The sequence below is a fragment of the Mordavella massiliensis genome, from assembly GCF_016901695.1.
Classification (GTDB): domain Bacteria; phylum Bacillota; class Clostridia; order Lachnospirales; family Lachnospiraceae; genus Claveliimonas; species Claveliimonas massiliensis_A.
The window spans coordinates 189,797-209,103 of sequence record NZ_JACJKS010000002.1; the positions used below are offsets into that span (position 1 = coordinate 189,797).

At 51.8% G+C, this 19,307-nt stretch carries 17 protein-coding genes and 1 tRNA gene; 14 read left to right on the forward strand and 4 right to left on the reverse strand.

Annotation, left to right across the window (positions count from 1 at the left end; genetic code table 11):
* Position 1 precedes the first annotated feature (1 nt).
* The 8 genes from hisB to H6A20_RS02290 all read left to right on the forward strand — a co-directional run bounded on the left by hisB (position 2) and on the right by H6A20_RS02290 (position 9,179).
* Positions 2-589, forward strand: a complete 588-nt coding sequence (hisB, locus tag H6A20_RS02255; RefSeq protein ID WP_204905535.1) for an imidazoleglycerol-phosphate dehydratase HisB — start codon at positions 2-4, stop codon at positions 587-589.
* A gap of 20 nt (positions 590-609) precedes the next feature.
* Complete coding sequence (gene hisIE / locus H6A20_RS02260) at positions 610-1,893, forward strand: bifunctional phosphoribosyl-AMP cyclohydrolase/phosphoribosyl-ATP diphosphatase HisIE (protein ID WP_204905536.1); 1,284 nt, start codon at positions 610-612, stop codon at positions 1,891-1,893.
* 146 nt (positions 1,894-2,039) lie between these two features.
* Positions 2,040-5,291 (forward strand): M14 family metallopeptidase, encoded by a 3,252-nt coding sequence (locus H6A20_RS02265; protein WP_243426093.1) that lies wholly within the window; start codon positions 2,040-2,042, stop codon positions 5,289-5,291.
* Positions 5,292-5,347: 56 nt separating this feature from the next.
* A complete protein-coding gene (locus tag H6A20_RS02270; protein ID WP_204905537.1) occupies positions 5,348-6,055 on the forward strand; it encodes a 5-oxoproline transporter, DUF969 family subunit in 708 nt (235 codons plus the stop codon).
* A 17-nt stretch (positions 6,056-6,072) separates the two neighbouring features.
* A complete protein-coding gene (locus tag H6A20_RS02275) occupies positions 6,073-7,020 on the forward strand; it encodes a DUF979 domain-containing protein (RefSeq protein ID WP_204905538.1) in 948 nt (315 codons plus the stop codon).
* Positions 7,021-7,059: 39 nt separating this feature from the next.
* Positions 7,060-8,046, forward strand: coding sequence for a 2,5-dihydroxypyridine 5,6-dioxygenase NicX family protein (locus H6A20_RS02280; protein WP_204905539.1), 987 nt, complete (start codon positions 7,060-7,062; stop codon positions 8,044-8,046).
* A gap of 22 nt (positions 8,047-8,068) precedes the next feature.
* Complete coding sequence (pcp, locus tag H6A20_RS02285; RefSeq protein ID WP_204905540.1) at positions 8,069-8,713, forward strand: pyroglutamyl-peptidase I; 645 nt, start codon at positions 8,069-8,071, stop codon at positions 8,711-8,713.
* Between the two features lie 142 nt (positions 8,714-8,855).
* Positions 8,856-9,179, forward strand: a complete 324-nt coding sequence (locus tag H6A20_RS02290) for a hypothetical protein (RefSeq protein ID WP_204905541.1) — start codon at positions 8,856-8,858, stop codon at positions 9,177-9,179.
* A 32-nt stretch (positions 9,180-9,211) separates the two neighbouring features.
* Here H6A20_RS02290 and H6A20_RS02295 read toward each other — a convergent pair.
* Positions 9,212-9,285, reverse strand: a tRNA-Val gene (locus H6A20_RS02295).
* 85 nt (positions 9,286-9,370) lie between these two features.
* On the opposite strand from H6A20_RS02295, the gene H6A20_RS02300 reads away from it, so the two are divergent.
* The gene (locus H6A20_RS02300) at positions 9,371-10,816 is read left to right on the forward strand and encodes a B12-binding domain-containing radical SAM protein (RefSeq protein WP_204905542.1); all 1,446 of its coding nucleotides are present in this window, start codon (positions 9,371-9,373) and stop codon (positions 10,814-10,816) included.
* Positions 10,817-11,020: 204 nt separating this feature from the next.
* Here the strand turns inward: H6A20_RS02300 and H6A20_RS02305 are convergent, their stop codons facing one another.
* A complete protein-coding gene (locus H6A20_RS02305; protein ID WP_204905543.1) occupies positions 11,021-12,685 on the reverse strand; it encodes an AAA family ATPase in 1,665 nt (554 codons plus the stop codon).
* Between the two features lie 208 nt (positions 12,686-12,893).
* Here H6A20_RS02305 and H6A20_RS02310 point away from each other — a divergent pair, with 208 nt between their 5' ends.
* From H6A20_RS02310 to H6A20_RS02325, 4 genes are all read left to right on the forward strand, one after another.
* The gene (locus tag H6A20_RS02310) at positions 12,894-13,931 is read left to right on the forward strand and encodes a 6-bladed beta-propeller (protein ID WP_204905544.1); all 1,038 of its coding nucleotides are present in this window, start codon (positions 12,894-12,896) and stop codon (positions 13,929-13,931) included.
* A gap of 169 nt (positions 13,932-14,100) precedes the next feature.
* Entirely contained in the window at positions 14,101-14,979 is an 879-nt protein-coding gene (locus H6A20_RS02315) for an ABC transporter permease (protein ID WP_204905545.1), read from the forward strand.
* A gap of 203 nt (positions 14,980-15,182) precedes the next feature.
* A complete protein-coding gene (locus tag H6A20_RS13860) occupies positions 15,183-16,109 on the forward strand; it encodes an FtsX-like permease family protein (protein ID WP_204905546.1) in 927 nt (308 codons plus the stop codon).
* A gap of 13 nt (positions 16,110-16,122) precedes the next feature.
* Positions 16,123-16,782 carry an ABC transporter ATP-binding protein gene (locus H6A20_RS02325; RefSeq protein ID WP_204905547.1) on the forward strand — a complete coding sequence of 220 codons (660 nt, stop codon included), beginning with the start codon at positions 16,123-16,125 and terminating at the stop codon, positions 16,780-16,782.
* A gap of 7 nt (positions 16,783-16,789) precedes the next feature.
* Here the strand turns inward: H6A20_RS02325 and H6A20_RS02330 are convergent, their stop codons facing one another.
* Together H6A20_RS02330 and H6A20_RS02335 are read right to left on the reverse strand one after the other, a co-directional pair.
* Complete coding sequence (locus H6A20_RS02330; protein ID WP_204905548.1) at positions 16,790-17,917, reverse strand: M56 family metallopeptidase; 1,128 nt, start codon at positions 17,915-17,917, stop codon at positions 16,790-16,792.
* Positions 17,910-18,290: a BlaI/MecI/CopY family transcriptional regulator gene (locus tag H6A20_RS02335; protein WP_204905549.1), complete on the reverse strand. Its 381-nt coding sequence runs from the start codon at positions 18,288-18,290 to the stop codon at positions 17,910-17,912. Before H6A20_RS02335 ends, H6A20_RS02330 begins: the two co-directional genes overlap by 8 nt.
* A gap of 144 nt (positions 18,291-18,434) precedes the next feature.
* Here H6A20_RS02335 and H6A20_RS02340 point away from each other — a divergent pair, with 144 nt between their 5' ends.
* On the forward strand, positions 18,435-19,247 hold the full coding sequence (locus tag H6A20_RS02340) for a Fic family protein (protein ID WP_243426094.1): 813 nt from the start codon (positions 18,435-18,437) through the stop codon (positions 19,245-19,247).
* Positions 19,248-19,307 lie beyond the last annotated feature (60 nt).

Below are 19,307 nucleotides of genomic sequence, written 5' to 3' on the forward strand. Positions count from 1 at the left end.
TATGGAGAGAACAGCGACTGTAAAAAGGACGACGAAAGAGACCGACATCGAGGTCACCATCTGCCTGGACGGCACGGGAAAGACGGATATACACACCGGCATCGGTTTTTTTGACCACATGCTGGACGGTTTTGCCCGCCACGGGCTTTTTGACCTGTCCGTGAAGGCGGCGGGCGATCTTGACGTGGACTGCCACCATACGGTGGAGGACACGGGGATCGTGCTTGGGACAGCCATCGCGCAGGCACTGGGGAAAAAAGAGGGGATCCGGCGCTACGGCCACTTCCTGCTCCCCATGGATGAGACGCTTGTCCTGTGCGCCATCGACCTGTCGGGGCGCCCGTACCTCAACTTTGACGCCTCCTTTGCGGCGGAGCGGACCGGCGGCCTGGACACGGAGATGATCCGGGAGTTCTTCTACGCGGTGTCCTACAGCGCCATGATGAACCTCCATCTGAAGGTCCTGGACGGATCCAACAGCCACCACATGGCGGAAGCCCTCTTTAAAGGGTTTGGCCGCGCACTTGACATGGCGACCGCCCCGGAGCCCCGCATCCGGGATGCGTGGACGACAAAAGGCACACTTTAACGAAAGGAGAGTGGGAGCAGATGAGCTACAAAAGACTGATCCCCTGCATTTTTATAGATTCCGGCAAGGCGGTGCGCTGGTTTGACGACCATACGGTGCTCAGCGAAGACGTGGTCTCCCTTGCCAGATATTACAGCGGCCACGGGGCGGACGAACTGCTTGTGTTCGACCTGTCCGAGTCCGATGAGGACCATGACGAGGCCATCGACCTGATGAAGAAGATCAACCGCGTCATCCACATCCCCATGGTGGCCGGGGGCAATATCCGGCGGCAGGAGGATGTAAAGAAGATCCTCTATGCGGGCGCCAAGCGGGCCATGCTGAATTTCTCAAAATCTGACAGCCAGAAACTCATCGAAGACGTGTCAAAGCGCTTCGGCAAGGAGAAGATCGCCGTGTCCCTGAACGACTTTGACGCCCTGTTTAAGCACCAGCACCTGATCAACGAGTACGCGAGCGAGCTTGTCTTCATGCACAGGCTGGATCTCAACTCCGTGATCAACGTGACCGACATCCCCTGCGTGGTGGTGACAGACACCATGGAGGAAACCGAGCTTTTCAAGATCCTGAAGTGCCCGGGCGTGCGGGGGCTGTCCGGGAAATACGTCAGCCAGACGGACATGGACTTCAACGCCTTCAAGGAAAAATGCGAGGAAGAGCAGATCCGCATGACTTCCTTTGAGAGCATGATGGATTTCTCGGAGTTCAAAACAGACAGCCAGGGGCTTATACCGGTCATCGTCCAGCACTACAAGACCCAGGAGGTACTGATGCTGGCCTACATGAATGAGGAGTCCTTTGACCAGACGATCAAGACCGGGAAGATGACCTACTACAGCAGGAGCCGCCAGTGCCTGTGGGTAAAGGGGGAGACGAGCGGACACTACCAGTACGTCCACTCCCTGACCATCGACTGCGACCGGGATACCCTGCTGGCCAAGGTGGACCAGGTGGGCGCTGCCTGCCACACGGGCAACCCGACCTGCTTTTTCCAGCCTCTTGTCGGTTCGGATTACGACGAGACGAATCCGCTCCAGGTGTTTGAGAGCGTCTACAACACGATCGTGGACAGGCGGGAGCACCCGAAGGAGGGGTCCTACACGAACTACCTCTTTGACAAGGGGATTGACAAGATCCTGAAAAAGGTCGGGGAGGAGGCCACGGAGATCATCATTGCGGCCAAGAACCCGAATCCGGAGGAAGTCAAATACGAGATGGCGGATTTTCTGTACCACGCCATGGTGCTCATGGTCGAGCGGGGCGTGGACTGGGAAGACATTGTGAAGGAGCTGGCGGATCGATAGATCCGCCGGTTTTATATTATAGATAAAATTTACAGAGTATGCTCTTTTTTATTGACTAAAATACCCCTGTTTGGTAAAATAAGATATCATGCAAGTCTATTTTTTTGACGGAATAGGACAATTTGACCAAAGGAGGTGCATTTGTCATGGAAAAAATAGAACTTACTGCATCTATGAGCGGAAAAGAGAAGGAGGAAGCGGTCCGGCGGGCTCTCGTGGCGGGCTTTTATCACGAGGCGGCCCGCTTCCCTGTTTATTCGGCTAAAGAGCAGCCTTTCGTGTCCGCGCAGGCGCCGCAGGAGGCGGGAGGGCAGGAGCCCCCGGCTGACTGGAAGGCGGCCAGCGACTATCCGAGGGAGCTGCCGGAGACAGACCTGCGCGCGGTGAAAGGGCTGGAGAAGCTCTTTGCAAAAGGCAGGCTTCTGCCTGACAGGAACGAGGACGGGCTCCCGGACGCGCTTGCGTTCCGGATCCTGCTTCAGGCGGACTGCTCCGTCCATGCGACGGCGGCCGCCTGCAACCTGGCCTTCCGGTTCGGCATGGAGACGACGGCCTTTGCAGGCAGCCTGGTGACATGCCTGGCGCCGGGGGAGGCGGTCCCGGCGGACTGCCATACCGTCCTTGTGACAGAGGATGAGAAGACGGGCGTCTTCTACGAGGAGAAAGATGGGTTCATCCACGTGACAGTGAGCGGCAGAGGAGAAGAGCTGGAGAGCTTTACGGCGGATCTGTGCAGCCATTTCCCGCTGCAGCCGGAGGGACGGACCTGGAGCGACGTGCTGACGGAGATCGCCGACGGCCTGTCCGGCAGGAACGCGGACGGCGAGCTGGCAGCCGCCGTGGAGGCAGCCGCAGACGGCGCGGGGGTGGACGCCTACGTGTCCCCTGTGCTCGCCGCCAGGAAGGACGAGCTGAAGAGCCATTTCCCTGCTGTGTCTTTCTGTAACCGGAAGGCAAAGAGGCAGGTGTATGAGAAGACATACGATATCCCATGGGAGAAGGACGTCTTTCTGGATGTGCTGAAGGAGAAGGCGCTTCCCCTGATGGGACCCGCAGATGAGATCCGCATCGAGGGCGCTCTAAGCGAGGACCGCAAAGTCCGCAGCGGCCTGGAGGAGGAGATCAAAGAGATCCTGGCCGGCCGGGGCATCTCCCTGGCAGGCTGCCATGTATACTGCGCCTACAAGCAGGGCTACTCCTGGATCGAGGAGACGGTGATCCCGGCTCTGAAGGAGAAGAAAGCCGCGAAGGTGGAAGTGGCGTTCCGGCCCTTCCTCCCCGAGGGGGAGACGAAGTGGAAGGACGAGGACGGGGCAAGGCCGTCCTACCACAACATCGGCGCCGGCGATCCGGACGCCTGGTACGATCTGCCGATCCGGTTCCTGCAGGAACTGTACCCGGCAGAGGATACGCTCCGCAGGGAACTGGGCATGGAGGCGGGAGACGTCACCTTCACGACCTGCGAGGGGGAGGGCAGCGAGACCTATGTGTGCCGCGGCCTGGATGCGGACGGCAATGAGATCTGCACAGACACCTACAGGGCAGCATGGGGCGAGCGTCCCTACCTGGATGAGTTCCCGGAGATGGGAAAGGTACACCCGGCCACCGGCTACCTGCGGGTGTGGAAGAACGGCGAGCTGGTGCTGGACGAGCGGATCCGGACTGACATGGAAGAAGTGTGGGATCTTTTCCAGGCGGATGTGATCCCGGACTGCAGGGACTATATAGAGAAAAAGTATCCGGACGGCATTACGGCTGACATGCAGCCCTTCTTTGCTGAGCTCCGTCTGGAAGTAAACGCCAGCGAGCCCGACGAGAAGCTCCTGTCGAGAGAGGACATGATCTCCTCCCTTGACGGCCTTCACGAGGACATGTACTTTGTGGGAACAGACTATTTCAAGAACTACGGCCTGCAGAAGTCAGATGAACTGTACGACGCGCCGGGTCTGATCCTGCCCGTACTGAAGAAGACCGAAGGGAAGCCGTACTTCAAGGTGACCTTATCAGAGCCCTACGGCAACGCCTCCTACCTGACATGTGAAGGGGAGACGCGGCCGGTGGCGGAAAAGCAGAGCACGGCCTATATGACCGGCATCGCCTGCGAAGGCGGAAGGACATGCGTGACGGTGAAGACGGACGCTTCCCTGGCCCGGACAAAGGTCCTGGCCTCCCTCATGGAGGAGGGGCTGACCTGGTGCGGGAACCGCATAAGCGGCGCGGATGTGATCCGGTTTGAGACGCCGGAGGGAAGCTGCGAGGCGAAGATCCGCCCCTACGAGGCGCCTGCGAAGGACCGCAGCATCACGGACATTGACCTGATGGAGCATCAGCTCATCGGCTATGACGACTTCATGCGGATCGCCGGGGAGCTGCGCCATGTGCCTGGCATTGACGTGTACCGCACGGCTGTGTCCTACGAGGGGCGCGAAGTGCTGGCTGTGGAGATCCTGCCGAAGGACGAGGGGTATGTGTCCCGCGTCAAGAGGATCACGAACCATCCGAGCGAATATATCAACGCGCGGCATCATGCCAACGAGGTCTCTTCCACGAATGCGGCCCTCATCCTTCTGAAGAAGATCCTGACGGAGGAGACATACCGGGATCTGCCGGACAAGCTGAACCTGATCCTTATCCCCATGGAAAATGTGGACGGCGCGGCGCTGCACTATGAGCTGCAGAAGGACAACCCGTACTGGAAGTTCCACGTGGCAAGGTTCAACGCCATCGGGAAGGAGTTCTACAGGGACTACTTTACACCGGGCACGATCCACACGGAGGCGGAGGCGTTCCTGAAAGTGTGGATGCGCCTGCTCCCCGATATCGTGGTGGACAACCACGGCGTGCCCTCCCACGAGTGGGAGCAGCAGTTCTCAGGCTATACGTCCCCGTCCTACAAGGGCTTCTGGCTGCCCAGATCCCTCCTGTACGGGTATTACTGGTATATCAGGGATCCGGAGTACAGCGGCAACGTCGCTGTCAACAAGAAGATGGAGGATGTGATCGCAGACGCCATCGGGGAGGAGCCGGAGATGACGGCGCTCAACAAAGAGTGGACCGCACAGTTCGAGATGTTCGCCCACAAGTGGCTGCCGCGGATGTTCCCGGCGGACTACTACAAGGGCATGATCGACTACTGGATCCCCTTTGACTACCAGGCGGACCACGGCTACACATCCATCCGCTATCCGTGGATCACCACCGTCGCCTACACAAGCGAGGTGGCGGACGAAACAGCCCAGGGAGAGTACCTCAACCTGTGCGCCCGGGCCCATGTAAAACACGACGAGGCGACGCTCGCCATGCTGATGGGAGCAGAGTTTGTCTACGAGGACAGCTTCAAAGCCCGGGGAGAAGAGCTTTTTGCCGCACATATCAGACGTCGGCCCATGATCGTCTGATGCGGATAAAAAGATATACCAAAATTTCATAAAATGAGAGAAGAGGAGGAAACGTTATGGAATTTGCGGAACTTATCAAACTGGTCGGAGTCGTGATCGTAATCCTTGGCTTTGCGCTGAAGCTCGACTCTATCCTGATCATTTTCCTGGCCCTTATTTCGACAGGGCTTGTGGGAGGTCTCGGAATCGACGGTCTCCTGGAGTCGATCGGCACAAACTTTACTGCCAACCGCTCCATGGCCATCTTTATCATGATCTTCCTTGTAACCGGCGTGCTTGAGAGGAACGGACTGCGAGAGGCGGCCGCTGCCCTGATGCACAAGGTAAAGAGCGCCACGGCCGGGCGTCTCGTGTGCGCGTACGGTATCCTGAGAGGCTTCTTCGCAGCCTTCAACGTAGGATTCGGCGGCGTGGCCGGCTTTGTACGGCCCGTGCTCATGCCTATGACAGAGGGTGCGATCGAGAACACAGGAAACAAGCCCAACGAGGAGCACATGGAGGAGATCAAGGGAATGGCCTCCGGTATGGAGAACATCACATGGTTCTTCTTCCAGGTACTGTTCGTCGGCGGAGCCGGCGGCGTGCTCGTACAGACAACGCTCCAGCCCCTTGGCTACGAAGTGGATCTTGTGTCCCTTGCGGCTGCTGAGATCCCGATCGCCATCATCGCCCTTGTGGTAGCCAGCATCGTCTTCGTCCAGAAGGATAAGAAACTGGTGAAGAAGTACTACGGCTCCCAGACGGCGAAAAAGGAAGAGAAGTAAGAGGGGAGGAAGCGTAAATGGATTTTAAGTTTATACAGATCAATGAAGTGCTCGGAGCAAACCTGCTCGAGGTAGTATGGATCGTCATCGGTCTGATCACGATCTTTGCCGGAATCAAGAACCTGCTTGACAAAGAGAACCCGTCCAGAATCGGAACCGCCGTGTTCTGGTGCTCCTTCGGTGTCGCCTGTGCGTTCGGTACATGGCTGCCCAGCAAGGTGACAGGTCTTCTCGTTATCATCATGTGCATCCCGCCGATCTTCAAGCGCGTGAAGGTCGGGACAGTCAATGCACCTACAAAGGAGTACTCAGCGGGACAGTTTAAGAAGATCGGCATGAAGATCTTCATCCCCGCCCTGACAGTGGCTGTCTGCTCCCTTCTGTTCGCACTCTTTACGAACATCAACTCCATGGTGGGCATCATGACAGGCGTGATCATCTCCGTGATCATCCTTATGGTGTACTCATCCGACAACAAGCCGAAGGTATTCCTGACTGACTCGGAGAGATTCCTCTCCATGATGGGACCCTTATGTATGCTGCCGCAGCTCCTCGGCTGTCTGGGCGGCGTCTTCACAGCGGCCGGCGTAGGCGACGTTGTGGCGGCTCTTGTTGAGAATGTCGTGCCGAAGGGCAATGTCAATGTGGGCATCATCATCTATGCGATCGGCATGGCGCTGTTCACCATGGTTATGGGTAATGCGTTCGCAGCTATCACAGTTATGACAGTTGGTATCGGCGCTCCCTTTGTGCTGGCTTACGGTGCAGATCCGGTGACGATCGGCATGCTGGCCCTGACATGCGGTTACTGCGGAACACTCTGCACGCCGATGGCAGCGAACTTCAACATCGTTCCCGTAGCTGTTCTGAACATGAAGGACCGCTGGGGCGTTATCAAGAATCAGGTGATCGTGGCTGTGATCATGCTCATCGTGCAGATCTGCTACATGATCATGTTCAAATAATGAGGACAGCCTGATCCAAGGAAAGGCGGAAGAAGCAATATGCAAAATATGGACCGCGGCGCAGGCATCATCATCCATGACTGGATGCGGATCAAACCCTGGGACAAGCTCCTTGTCGTGACAAACAGGGAGCATCTGCCGGAGTCCCGCGCCCTCCGGGCGCAGGCGTTCCGCACCGCCAGGTCAGTGAACACGCTGGTGGTGGAGAACCAGGGGCGCGATGTGGGGATATTTTTTGACGCCAATGAGGATATCTTTGACCCGTATACGGCGGTGATCGCCGCGACCGAGTACTCGCTCGTGACGACGAAGGCCGCCAAGCGGGCCATTGAGAAGGGAAAGAAATTTCTTTCCCTTCCTCTTTCTACAAATGACGGACGCTCCATGCTGGAATATGATTTCCTTCTGATGGACACAAAGAAGAGCCGTCTGATGGCGAATGTCATCATGAAATACATCCGGTATTCCGAGGAACTCCATGTGACGACCCCCGCAGGGACTGACCTGAAGATGGGAAAGAAGGGCAGGAAGCCCGGCTTCTTCAACGGGGTGGTCAAAGACGGGAAGGGGTATTCCTCCGCAAGCATCGAAGTCTATGTTCCCATTGAGGAGACAAAGACAGAGGGCGTCATGGTGCTGGACGGATCCCTGGGTTATATCGGGAAAGCCGAGGAGCCTACACGGATCCTCTTCCGGGACGGCCGCATCACCGAGATCGAAAAGACGCCCACCGGGCTGAGGCTGAAGGAGTACATGGAAGGCTACAAGGACAGCAGGATCTATATTGCGGGAGAATTTGGCATCGGACTGAATTCTTATTCGGACTGCGTGGGAAACTGTTATATAGAGGATGAGTCCGCGTACGGCACCTTCCACATCGGGCTGGGCAGAAACCTGGCTCTGGGAGGCGTGCAGAACGCAAAAGGCCATTTCGACCTTGTGTGCCTGAACCCGGATATCTACGCAGACAACCGGCAGATCATGCAGTATGGCAAGATCATCCTGCCGGAGCCGAATGTATATTAAAAAATGAAAGGAGAGCCGTAGCATGAAAGTATTGGTAACAGGATTTGACCCCTTTGGGGGCGAGAAGATCAATCCGGCTTTTGAGGCGGTGAAGCTGCTTCCGGACACCATTGCCGGCGCGCAGATCATCAAGCTGGAGATCCCGACCGTGTTCACAAGGAGCGCGGATGTGGTTGAGAAAGCCATAAAGGAGCACCAGCCGGATATCGTGATCGATGTCGGACAGGCGGGCGGACGTTCCTGCATGACAGTGGAAAAGGTAGCCATCAATCTGGCGGAGGCAAGGATCCCGGACAATGACGGGGAACAGCCTCTTGACGAGCCCCTCCGTGCGGACGGGGAGACGGCATACTTTGCCACGGTCCCTGTGAAAGCCATGGTGGAGAACATGCGCGAGCATGGGATCCCGGCGCACATTTCCTACACGGCAGGCACCTATGTGTGCAACGCAGTGATGTACAATGTGCTGTATCTGCTGGACAAGAAGTATCCCGGCGTACGCGGAGGCTTTATCCATGTGCCGTTCGAGAGCGGACAGGTCGTGGACAAGGCGAACGGCACGCCGTTCATGTCTCTCGAGATGATCGCCAAGGGCATCGAGTACAGCATTGAAGCGGCAGTCAAAAACGAGGCGGATGTGAAAGAAAACATGGGCGAGACCCACTAGGTCCGCCCCCACAGCGGATAAACAGAGCGGACCACAGATGACAAACCAGTGCATCTTTGGCCCGCTCTTGGCATACATACAGAAAGTCCCAGGCGCATAAGATATAGAACAAGTTTCAGGGAAGCCGGAAAGGACGGGACAGATGGATCGGACAGATGCGGAAAAAAGAAGGAGAAAGCTGCTCGCGCAGACGAGAAACCTGTACAGTGAAAGAGGGGCTGTCCCGGCCGTCCATCCGCGGTACAGAAGCGCTTACAACCGCCTGTACAAGGAGGAGGAACCGGCGCCGCAGGGAACCTTTTCCCTCCGGGTTGTCTTCTGCTGCCTTCTCTTTTTCGGGTTTGTCCTCATGGACCACTATGACCTGACTGTGGCCGACGTCAGCAGCAGCCGGATCACAGAGGCGGTGGCGGATGATATGGGCGTGGCGGAAGTCTGGCAGGAGATCCGGGACGCGGTCAGATAAAAAGCCCGGCACATAAATCCGGGCATGAAAAATGGAAGCAATGGGGCTCGAACCCATGACCTCTCGCGTGTGAGGCGAACGCTCATCCCAGCTGAGCTATGCTTCCATGCAATCTATTATAGCACTGTGACAGGAAAATGCAATGGCTAAAAGAAAAAACATGTGAAAAGTACAATAAAGGGGGATCCGAAATGAAAGTGCGATTTATCGAACCGGGAAACCGCCCGTACAGGCCGTCCCTGCTGAATTATGTCGTTTATGACCGGTATATCCGGACACCATCTGTGGGCATGAATACGCTGGCGACGATCGTGAAGAGAGAGGTGGACGACACTTTGATGTACAGCGAATCCATTTCCAGGATCCCGCTGAAGGATGTGCTGGATGCGGATGTGATCTTCATCGGGATCTTTACATTTGCGGCAGTGCGTGGATATAAGCTGGCCCGATATCTGAAGAAGCACAGCAGTGCGGTCATTGTTATGGGCGGACTCCATGCTTCCATGAATTATAAGGAAGCCGTGAAATACTGTGACTATGTCCTGCTGGGAGAAGGAGATGAGACGATCCTGACTTTCCTGCATGCACTGGAGCAGGGGAAGCCGATGGACTTCCCGGGCCTTGCATACTTAAGAGATGGGGAGGCGGTCTCTACCGGCTATCCGGAGCCGCCGCAGGATATCGGGACGATACCGGACCGGAACCTGATCTGGAGATATCAGAAAATGGCGGGGCATAATACGATCTGGCCGCAGGTCCATGCATCAAGAGGGTGTCCCCATAACTGCGACTACTGTGCGCTTGTCCGGCATTTCGGGCGCAAAGTGCGCACCCGTCCGCCCGAAAATGTGGTGGAGGACATCCGGCAGTCCATTGAGTTTTTTGACAGGAAACATTTCCGGCCGGTCAAGGATCTCTGGATCACAGATGATAATTTCTTTGCGGACCGGGAATGGGCGGTCTCTGTGCTCAATGCGATCATTGACAGCGGACTGGATTACCGGTTTAATGTTCAGGCCCGATATGAGGTTGGCTTTGATGATGAGATGCTTGATCTTCTGAAGAAGGCAGGATTCTTTGAACTGGATATGGGCATCGAATTCATCGATGATAAATCCTTTGAGACATATCACAAGAAGAGCACGAAAGATGAGATAGTCAGATCCATTAAAAATATCCGGGAACATGGGCTCAGCGTGCGCGGACTGTTCATCCTCGGTTCAGACGACCAGGAGAAAGGCGTGGGAGACCAGCTGGCGGACTTTGTGATCGAAAACCATATTCAGGGCGTGCTGATCCAGTCCATGTATTTCGTGCCTGGTACACCGGTCTATGAGACGCATAAAGACAGGCTGCTTCACAGGAACTGGGGGCTTTACAACGGAAATGTCGTTCATTATCCGAAGAATATGACGCCTTACGAACTGCAGCTAGAACACATCCGTGCCAGCAAAAGGATTTATTTTTTCAGGAGACTGATCCATGCGCTCATTTTTGAAGATTATGTACATAAATTCCTTTTCGCTGGAGAATTCCTCTGGCATATGAGCGTGCGGTCAGACCTGAAAAAGCAGCTGCCATATCTGAAGAAGGTATCCAGTTCCGCCTGTTGTTGGCAGAGAAAAAATTTAGGATAAAATAAAATCAACTTTATATTTTCCTAAAAAGGAGGTCGTGTTATGCCGTACATTGAGCGGACTTTGGAACGGAAGTTTTTGCGAATAAGCTGGATTTCTCTCTCCCGTGTCTTTTGGAGCGGCAGAAATCGGCATAAAAACTGCTTTATTTCCTGTAATCTTATCAGAGCCGCACGGATCACTGGTCCGTGCGGCTCCTGTCGTTTACTTTACCATGCATTCTTTTCTGTAAAATGCGATGCCGTATTTCAGGATATCCGAATATCCTTCCTGCCTCAGCGCTTCCTCGTATTTCTGCTCTTCAATCTGCCGGAGCGCCTCGTCACACTTGCTTTCCAGTTCCTGATAGGTATGCGCCACCTTGATCTCAAGGATGACAGCCTTTCCCCTGACACTCGGGTACTTCAGCAGGATGTCCGGGCGTCCATTTCCCGATTCCCGGTTTGACAGGACGATATAGTTCCCGATGTTTTTGAGCATTCCTGCGAGAAAGCCATGATAGTAACTCTCCTGATAATCATAGAAACTGATCGTTTCCATGAGGTTTTCAGAGAGGATCCCAGCCATCTTTTCCCGGTCACCGTTCAGGATGCTTTCATAGAGCAGAGAGAACTTCTTATCTTTTGTCTTTTCCTCGAACCAGCGCAGGACTGTGTTTTTATAAATATAGCGCACTTCGCTATTCGGAATCGCCATTTCCACCAGAATGTCCTCGCCGTCCTGCTGTTCACTGATCTTCTTCAGATAGCCGGTGAAGAACAGGAAGTTCCACAGATTGTCCTGTGTGGAGTCCATGTCGTCATAGGTGATGTCTTCATGGATCGGTTTGGTGATGGTCTTTCCCTCGATGAGAGCCTCGATTTCCTGTTTTACGGAGAGATCCGCGCGTTCCACAAGCGTGCGGACAATGCTGTTGGAGCTGGTGTTGGACCAGTAAGGGCGCGGGAATTCTTTCTTATCCTTATAGCAGGAATCCACGTAGTTGATCACGCTCCACGGATTATATACTTCTGTATCGCCGAAACAATAGCCGTCATACCATTTCTGTACGACGGACAGATTTTCTTCCAGATCATAAAATGCCAGCATCTTCCGCACTTCATCAGGCGTGAAGCCGAAATGTTCAGCGTAGGATTTATCCAGGATCGAGACAACATTCAGGTTGTTCAGACCGGTAAAGATGGATTCCTTGCTGATGCGCAGACATCCGGTTATTACGGCAAATTCCAGGGTGTCGTTTGTCTTCAGGACCGATTCAAAAAGGGAGCGGATCAGCGATACCATGCGATCATAAAAACCGCTGAAATACGCATTTTCCAGTGGTACGTCATATTCGTCGATCAGGATGACCGTCCTGCGCCCGTAAAATGTATACAGACATTCGGAAAGAAATTTCAATGAAGTAAGATACTCTTCATCGCCCGCATCACGGTTCATCAAAAGCTGATATTTTGTGCGGTCATCCTCGGAATTCAGACTTTGGATAATCTGAGGATGCTTTTTAAACTCTCTCGCAATCTCTTCCTTCAGGCAGTGGAATGCAGATTCATAGTCCGCCTGCTTCATGGATTTCAGTGACAGCGAGATCACAGGGTACTGTCCCTGTTCTTCTGTATATTTTGCACCGGCAGCCATGATTTTCTTTCCGGCAAACAGGTGTGACCGGTCATCATTAGATTTTTCAAAAAAGTAGCGCAGCATGCTCATATTCAGTGTTTTCCCAAACCGTCTCGGCCGGGTAAAGAGATTGACTTTTCCGCGCAGATCGATCAGATCCTTTATGAGCAGCGTCTTATCGACATAGTAATAGCCCTTTTCAATGATTTCTTCGTAATTTTCCACTCCGATCGGAAGCGGGGTCCATTCCATATAAAACGCCTCCCTTCTGTTCCTGTGTCCATCTTACTACATTTGCAGGGGAGCGGCAAGACGGGGATGGGAAAGAAGTTTACAAAAAGAAATAAGATCCGTAAAGCAAATCCCCACAATCTTATATTGATGTAGTATTAAAATAATGATATATTATAAATATAAAATAAAGCGGGAATATGCGATACAAAAAGAAAGGAGGGAATACATGAAAAGAGGATCATATATACTGCTATTTGCTATACTGATCGTCCTGCCAGGCGGCTGCAGTTCAGAGCAGGAGCTGAAAAAAGAATACGAAGCGTTGATAGAAGAGACAGAGGATGACCTTCTTCCTGTATTGGATCTGGAAAGCGGGGAGCGCAAAAAAGAGTATGATCCAGTGCTTCTCTCGGATGATACAGGTCCGTATACGAAGGAGATCTGGACGATCCATGGCGGACAGATCGATACGCCGGCAGGCATTTTATGCCGGGAGCAGGACGTCATTTTAGTAGATCGGGGGAAGGATTGTCTGATCCGGGCGGACTATGAGGGGAATTTCATCCAGAGTGTGGGAGGCACAGGAAATGGTCCGCTGGAATTCGTCAGTCCTACCGGGATCGCTTCTTTTAAGGACAAGATTTATGTGATTGATGCTGGCAACAACAGAGTTCAGGTCCTGACGAAAGATCTTCAGTTTGAAGAGGAACTGTCATTGGCAGATAACAGTGACGCGCCGACGGTTTATGAAAATATAGCCGTAGAATCCGAACGTACGATTTATCTTTGCGGCGATTCCCTGCTGGACCGGCACATTACCAAATGGGAAGACGGGGAAATGACCAGGATCGGAGAAAACTTTTACGGATCCATTTATGGCGATGAGGGAAGGATCTATGCATTGAACCGGGGAAATATCTGCGTGGATACGGAAGAGATCGCCATGACAGTTGTATCCGGAGATAATTACCTCTTTCAAATTGAAAATGACAAACTGACCGTGTCAGGCAGATTGCCGGACGGCCTGTCAGTGAATGCGTTCACCTGCTTTGATGATCAAGTGATCTGCTTTGCAAGCAGCCTGGCCAAACTGTATGCATTTCATACAGACGGCGAATGGGAGAAAACCCTGGCTGTATGTAAAGACCTGCATGAAAAGATCGACCTCAGAAATTATATTTCAGCCGCTGATCCGCAGCAGATCTTTCTGACAAACCCGCAGACAGGTGAAGTTTTTCGTATCAGGTGTCATACAGATGAATAAAAAAATTATTTTTTTTGCTTTTTATCTGTCCCTGCTTCTTCCCGGGTACTGCCTTTCCAATGCAAAATGTTTTTACCGGCAGTTACAGAATATCTATCCGGAAACCATTCGTGAGGGTGGGGAACTTGGTTTCCAGGGAGAAGCTCTTGGCAAACAGGAACAGAAACAGATGGAGCAGGTATGTGAAGGGGACATTGCTTACCAGTTCCGGATAGAGGAAATCCTCCCGGAAGTTTCCATGGAAGAAGACATCGCCGTGCTTGGCTATGGCGGCAGGATGCAGACTTTTGCAGGAAACAGCATGGTGTCAGGCCGGTTTCTGAACGGGCGGGAATTCGCAGGCGATGAGAAGAAATGCGTCGTTTCGGACAAGCTTGCCGCCATGGCAGACCTGCAGATCCGCGACAGGATCAGGATCCATCGAGAGGAGTTTGAGATCGTCGGGATCATGCATGGGTACGGGAAAAATAAAGTGGTGGTCCCTTATGACTGTTTTGCCGGTATTTACGGACATCACAGCATGCAGCAGTCTGTGATGGCGGAAAAGGACAGTGACCTTGGTCTGGTGAGAGAAGAGCTGGCGTCGCTTGGGACAGACGGCAGCCAGATCTCATATCAAAGTCTGGAAGAAAGCGGAAGAGAAGGGAAAGTATTTTTAAAAAATATGATCTTATCCCGCGCCGGAGTGGGGATGGCTGTATCCGCTTTCTCGCTGCTAAATATCTTTGTGGTTTTACTGGGCATGCTGGAGCAAAGAAAAGAAGAGTATGCAGTCAGACGGGCAGTGGGAGCAAAAAGAACGGATCTTCTGAAGGGATTTTTAAAAGAGAGCCTGTCTGACATGAGCCTGGCCATCCTGCTGTTTCTTGTGTCCTTCCGGGCCATTGTACGGATACTTGGATTGGATCAGGAAGTGATATTTGATCTCTCTGTGATCCTGGGAGTGACCGGGATCGCCTTCCTGTTCTGCCTGTGCCTGAGCGCCCTGCTTGTGAACCACTTTATGAGAAAGTCCATTTATGAACAGCTTCAAAAAGAGAGGGGATAGCCGTGCCGTATATTCTGTTTAAAGTGAAAAGAAAACTTGTGTATCACAGAAAAATATACAGTCTGCTGCTCCTTGAAATTACAGTGGCTGTCGCATGTATTGTTTTTGCTTTTCATTATTTCTTTTACGGAATGGAAGAATCAGAAAAAACGGCGGCAGCTTTCAGGGATAAAGAACTGGTCTTACAGATCTCACAGACAGATGTGCAGCGGCCTTTGTTCAGGCCGGATCCGGAAGATATAAGCCGGATCCGCCAGATGTCCGATGGAAAGATACACTGCACAACCGCCGCTTTTCTTGTGACCTTTTCCGGGGAAGACGCGCTGGAATATGCATATGTATTATCTGATCAGATAAGCCGCGGCAGCGCATACGTGGGCAGCCGGGCGCGGCAGTGGATCCGGGAAGAAAAGATTCCGGATGCTAAGGAGGCGGAAGGAGGGATCTGTATCAGGGGGGCATGGTATCAGACGGAGACGTCATTTCCAGATCATGTGCTTCCCCTGGGCTGCTTCGACCGGCCGCTTGAAATAGAAAACTGCATTGTCCTTTCTTCAGAGGAGCTGCCGGTCACCCGTGAAGAAGCAAATGTGCAATGTGTCATGACCATTGGCAGTCAGAAAGAAAACGGGCCTTTTGCGGAAAATCTGTTACAGTATCTCAATGAGAAATATGGAGAGGAATACAGTTTTTATTTCTCAAATCAGCAATATGAAAAAGAATACCTGGTAGAATACCTTTCGCTCATACCAGGATATCTTGGAAAAGTCGCCGTCATCCTTATTTTTATCATGGCTGTTGGATATGCGGGGATTCTGAAGCTGTTTTTCCTAAAGCGGAGGAGCGAACTGGCCATCTGTTCTGCCTGCGGAGCTCCACGCAGGAGCATCGTAAAAGAAGTGATCCTGGAGATCGCGGCGATCTGCCTTGGCGGATGTGTGATCGGAACGGGGGTCGGAACGATCCTTACGGAAACTGTCGAATTAGGACTTCCGGTCCGTCCGGATTTGCGGTCCTGTCTGATCGCGCTGGTGCTGGCATTGACCATGACTTTCCTGCAAAGCGTCCTGGTCCTTCTGCCGCTGAAACAGGGCGGCATCTATGCAGCGCTGAGAGAAACGGGTAAATAGAAGAGAGGGTAAGATGATCGAATTAAAGGATATCTGTAAAAGCTACTATGGGCAGGGGATCGAAAACAAAGTCCTGCGCCACATTGATTTTAAGATTGAAGCGGGAGAGTTTGTCATGTTGTACGGGGAATCCGGCTCCGGAAAAACGACGCTGCTGAACATCATAGGGCTGCTGGACCCCTGCACGTCCGGCCAGATCCTTCTTGATGGAAAAAACATTACAAACCTTGCCGGAGATGAGCAGGCGAAGCTGCGAAATCAGACTTTCGGCTATGTGTTTCAGTCTTTCTATCTGATCCCGGAACTGAATGTGATGGAAAATGTATGCCTTCCGGCCGGCTATGCGGGAAAGAAAAAGAAAGAAATGGCGCGCCGTGCAGACACTCTGCTGCAGGAAGTGGGACTGGCAGACAAGAAAAAGCTGCGGCCCTCCCAACTGTCAGGAGGAGAGAAGCAGAGGGTGGCCATAGCCAGGGCGCTTATGAATGACCCGGATATCATCCTGGCCGATGAGCCCACTGGGAACCTTGATTCCGGCAACAGCGGGAAGATCATGACACTTCTGAAAAAGCAGCATCTGCAGGGGAAAACCATCGTAATGGTCACACATGATCCGGAAATGGACAGGTATGCGACCAGAAAGATCAGAATGGCAGACGGGGTATTGGTATGATTCCGTTTTATTTTATTTTTAAATTTTTAAATTCTTCCGGTATTTCAATAAATGACGTAAAATATTTTCCCTCAACGTAAAGGTCATATCCATTTTCAGACTTTATGAAATAACTGTTCTCTTCCGTTATAACTACGGAGCCCTCCGCATCAGCCGGTGTGACAGTGGCTTCTGACTCGATAACAAAAAACAGACTGAAAACCAAAAGCATCGTTAAAAACAGGAATTTCAGGCTTCTGATTGCAGACAGATATGTTTTGTTATCCGCATCCTTATACAGATATCTGATGCGCAGTCCCAACTGTGAAGGCCTGGAACCGACAAAGTCTAAATTATAAACAGGTGTATTTTGAGCGTCCTGAAGTTTTTTTGAGATTTTGATGATCAGGGAGGCATACTCCAGCCTGTCTGCGCTGTCTCTGCCCTGCATGATCGCCTGGTCGTTGGTGATCTCCATGGCGAGGCAGAACCACTTCTTCATCATATAGACCAATGGATTCCACCAATGTATGCAGCAGACGATATCGATCAAAAGAAGTAAGGCGAGATCGTGCTTTTTATAATGGTACAATTCGTGATCGAATATATATGTCAGTTCTTTTTTGGAAAAACCATCCACTTCCGGCAAGATCAAAACAGGGTTGCATATCCCTGTGATGCCAGGGGATACAGGAAAGGGAACAACCGCTATTTTGACCTGCTTTGCAGAGTGATTTTGCGCAAGATCATACAAGTAAGCACAGGAAGATTCTTTGGTTATTATGAATTCCCTGATGCGGTCTGTATAAACTTTTTTTGCTTTCAGGAACCGGCACAATTGCATGACAGCGCCGACCGCCCAGATACCATACAAACAGTCAAACACCATAAACGGCGTATCTGCTATGCTGGCGGAAAGAACATCCATAACCGGACGGACAAAATCCCTGATGTAAATAGAATATGTAAATGGGAAATTGACCGGAAGCACCATTCTTAAGCATATAACAGAAATGATCGCGAAAAAAATTCTTGTGTTTGTCCTGTCGTACAAAAATCCGAACCGGACAGATAGCGAGAAAAAAGCAAGCAGCAAAATAATGGCGAGAAGGCAGGTGAGGACAGGACCGGGTGACAGGAGAAGTGCTTTAATCATGTTCTAACTCGAGCTTTCTCTTCTCGATCATTTTTTCCAATTCTGCCAGATCATCCGGATCTGTCTGCTCCTTAATTAAGGAAGCGCATAAGGAAAAGGAGCTGTGGCCGCTGCCGATGATCTCGCGGCACGCATCCTTCAGATACTCCGTCTTTGTGAAGGTGGGCAGGTAACTCCTGGTCAGGACAGTCCCACTGTAGACAATATCTGCGACCTGAATATACCCCTTCTTCAACAATTCCCGCAGGCAGGCCTGCACTGTGTTGGTATTGAAAGAAGGATCGCTTTTCTCGATTTCAGAAGAGATCATCGGTCTGTTGTTATCCCATAATACCTTCATGACCTCCAACTGTTTTTTGGTTAACTTTCTCATCCTGGCACTCCCTTGTTTAAAATCTGATCTTATTATAAATCATGCGGGAAGGTAAGTCCATACATAATACGTCGAAGCAGCGTCTATCCTTGCGGCTTGCCGTTTCCTGTGTTATGATTTATAAATATGAGTAGGAGGTTCGTTATGGATGATTTATATACTATGTCGAAAGCTGACAATATTATGTATGCTAAACGCTGCATCGTGGACAGCATCTACAAGCAGTCCCGCTTAGAGGGTATTGCGGTTACTTTTCCGGAAACGCAGGAAATATATGAGGGGCGTTCTGTTTCTGGTCTTAGCGTAGAAGATATCATCAAAGTAAACAACCTGAAACACGGCTGGCAGTTCATTTTTGATACCATTGATTATCCGCTCGATTTGCGGTATATCCGGCAGATCAATCTGGAAGTGGGGAATGGTATCGTTACGGACGCCGGAAACTTAAGAACTGCCGCAGTAAGTATCGGCGGCACTTCCTGGAGACCGGATATTCCGGATTACCAAAAGGCTGAAGACGAAATCAACCGCATTATGCAGTCGGATCTGTCTGTCACGGAGAAAGCGATGGATCTTATGCTGTATGTTATGAGATCACAGCTTTTCTACGATGGGAACAAGCGGACAGCTCAGATTGCGGCAAACCAGATCATGATCCATGGCGGGGCAGGGATATTGGCCGTTCCTGTTGAAAAACAGCCGGAGTTCTTTACACATTTGGTGTGCTACTATGAGACCGGTAAGGCAAAAGATATCAAAACTTTTCTATATGAGACGTCTATCGGCGGATTCAACAAGGAAATAACAGCCCAGCCTCCTATTAATAAGGCTCAGTTTTCTGACACTATAAATATCATCAATTCTGACGGTAAGCCAGAAACCATTACACGTGAGGCCCTGGCCATGAGGATCTTAGACGGAGACACCGTTCAGATCATCAAACAGAACCAACATTAATAACTGCAGTTTTGAAACCCTGAAACAAGAAATTTAATTTTGTATACATTATACAATAGA

Coding starts and splice junctions, on each gene's coding strand:
- hisB (WP_204905535.1), top strand. CDS start 2: ATGGAGAGAACAGCGACTGTAAAAAGGACGACGAAAGAGACCGACATC.
- hisIE (WP_204905536.1), top strand. CDS start 610: ATGAGCTACAAAAGACTGATCCCCTGCATTTTTATAGATTCCGGCAAG.
- H6A20_RS02265 (WP_243426093.1), top strand. CDS start 2,040: ATGGAAAAAATAGAACTTACTGCATCTATGAGCGGAAAAGAGAAGGAG.
- H6A20_RS02270 (WP_204905537.1), top strand. CDS start 5,348: ATGGAATTTGCGGAACTTATCAAACTGGTCGGAGTCGTGATCGTAATC.
- H6A20_RS02275 (WP_204905538.1), top strand. CDS start 6,073: ATGGATTTTAAGTTTATACAGATCAATGAAGTGCTCGGAGCAAACCTG.
- H6A20_RS02280 (WP_204905539.1), top strand. CDS start 7,060: ATGCAAAATATGGACCGCGGCGCAGGCATCATCATCCATGACTGGATG.
- pcp (WP_204905540.1), top strand. CDS start 8,069: ATGAAAGTATTGGTAACAGGATTTGACCCCTTTGGGGGCGAGAAGATC.
- H6A20_RS02290 (WP_204905541.1), top strand. CDS start 8,856: ATGGATCGGACAGATGCGGAAAAAAGAAGGAGAAAGCTGCTCGCGCAG.
- H6A20_RS02300 (WP_204905542.1), top strand. CDS start 9,371: ATGAAAGTGCGATTTATCGAACCGGGAAACCGCCCGTACAGGCCGTCC.
- H6A20_RS02305 (WP_204905543.1), bottom strand. CDS start 12,685: ATGGAATGGACCCCGCTTCCGATCGGAGTGGAAAATTACGAAGAAATC.
- H6A20_RS02310 (WP_204905544.1), top strand. CDS start 12,894: ATGAAAAGAGGATCATATATACTGCTATTTGCTATACTGATCGTCCTG.
- H6A20_RS02315 (WP_204905545.1), top strand. CDS start 14,101: ATGGAGCAGGTATGTGAAGGGGACATTGCTTACCAGTTCCGGATAGAG.
- H6A20_RS02325 (WP_204905547.1), top strand. CDS start 16,123: ATGATCGAATTAAAGGATATCTGTAAAAGCTACTATGGGCAGGGGATC.
- H6A20_RS02330 (WP_204905548.1), bottom strand. CDS start 17,917: ATGATTAAAGCACTTCTCCTGTCACCCGGTCCTGTCCTCACCTGCCTT.
- H6A20_RS02335 (WP_204905549.1), bottom strand. CDS start 18,290: ATGAGAAAGTTAACCAAAAAACAGTTGGAGGTCATGAAGGTATTATGG.
- H6A20_RS02340 (WP_243426094.1), top strand. CDS start 18,435: ATGGATGATTTATATACTATGTCGAAAGCTGACAATATTATGTATGCT.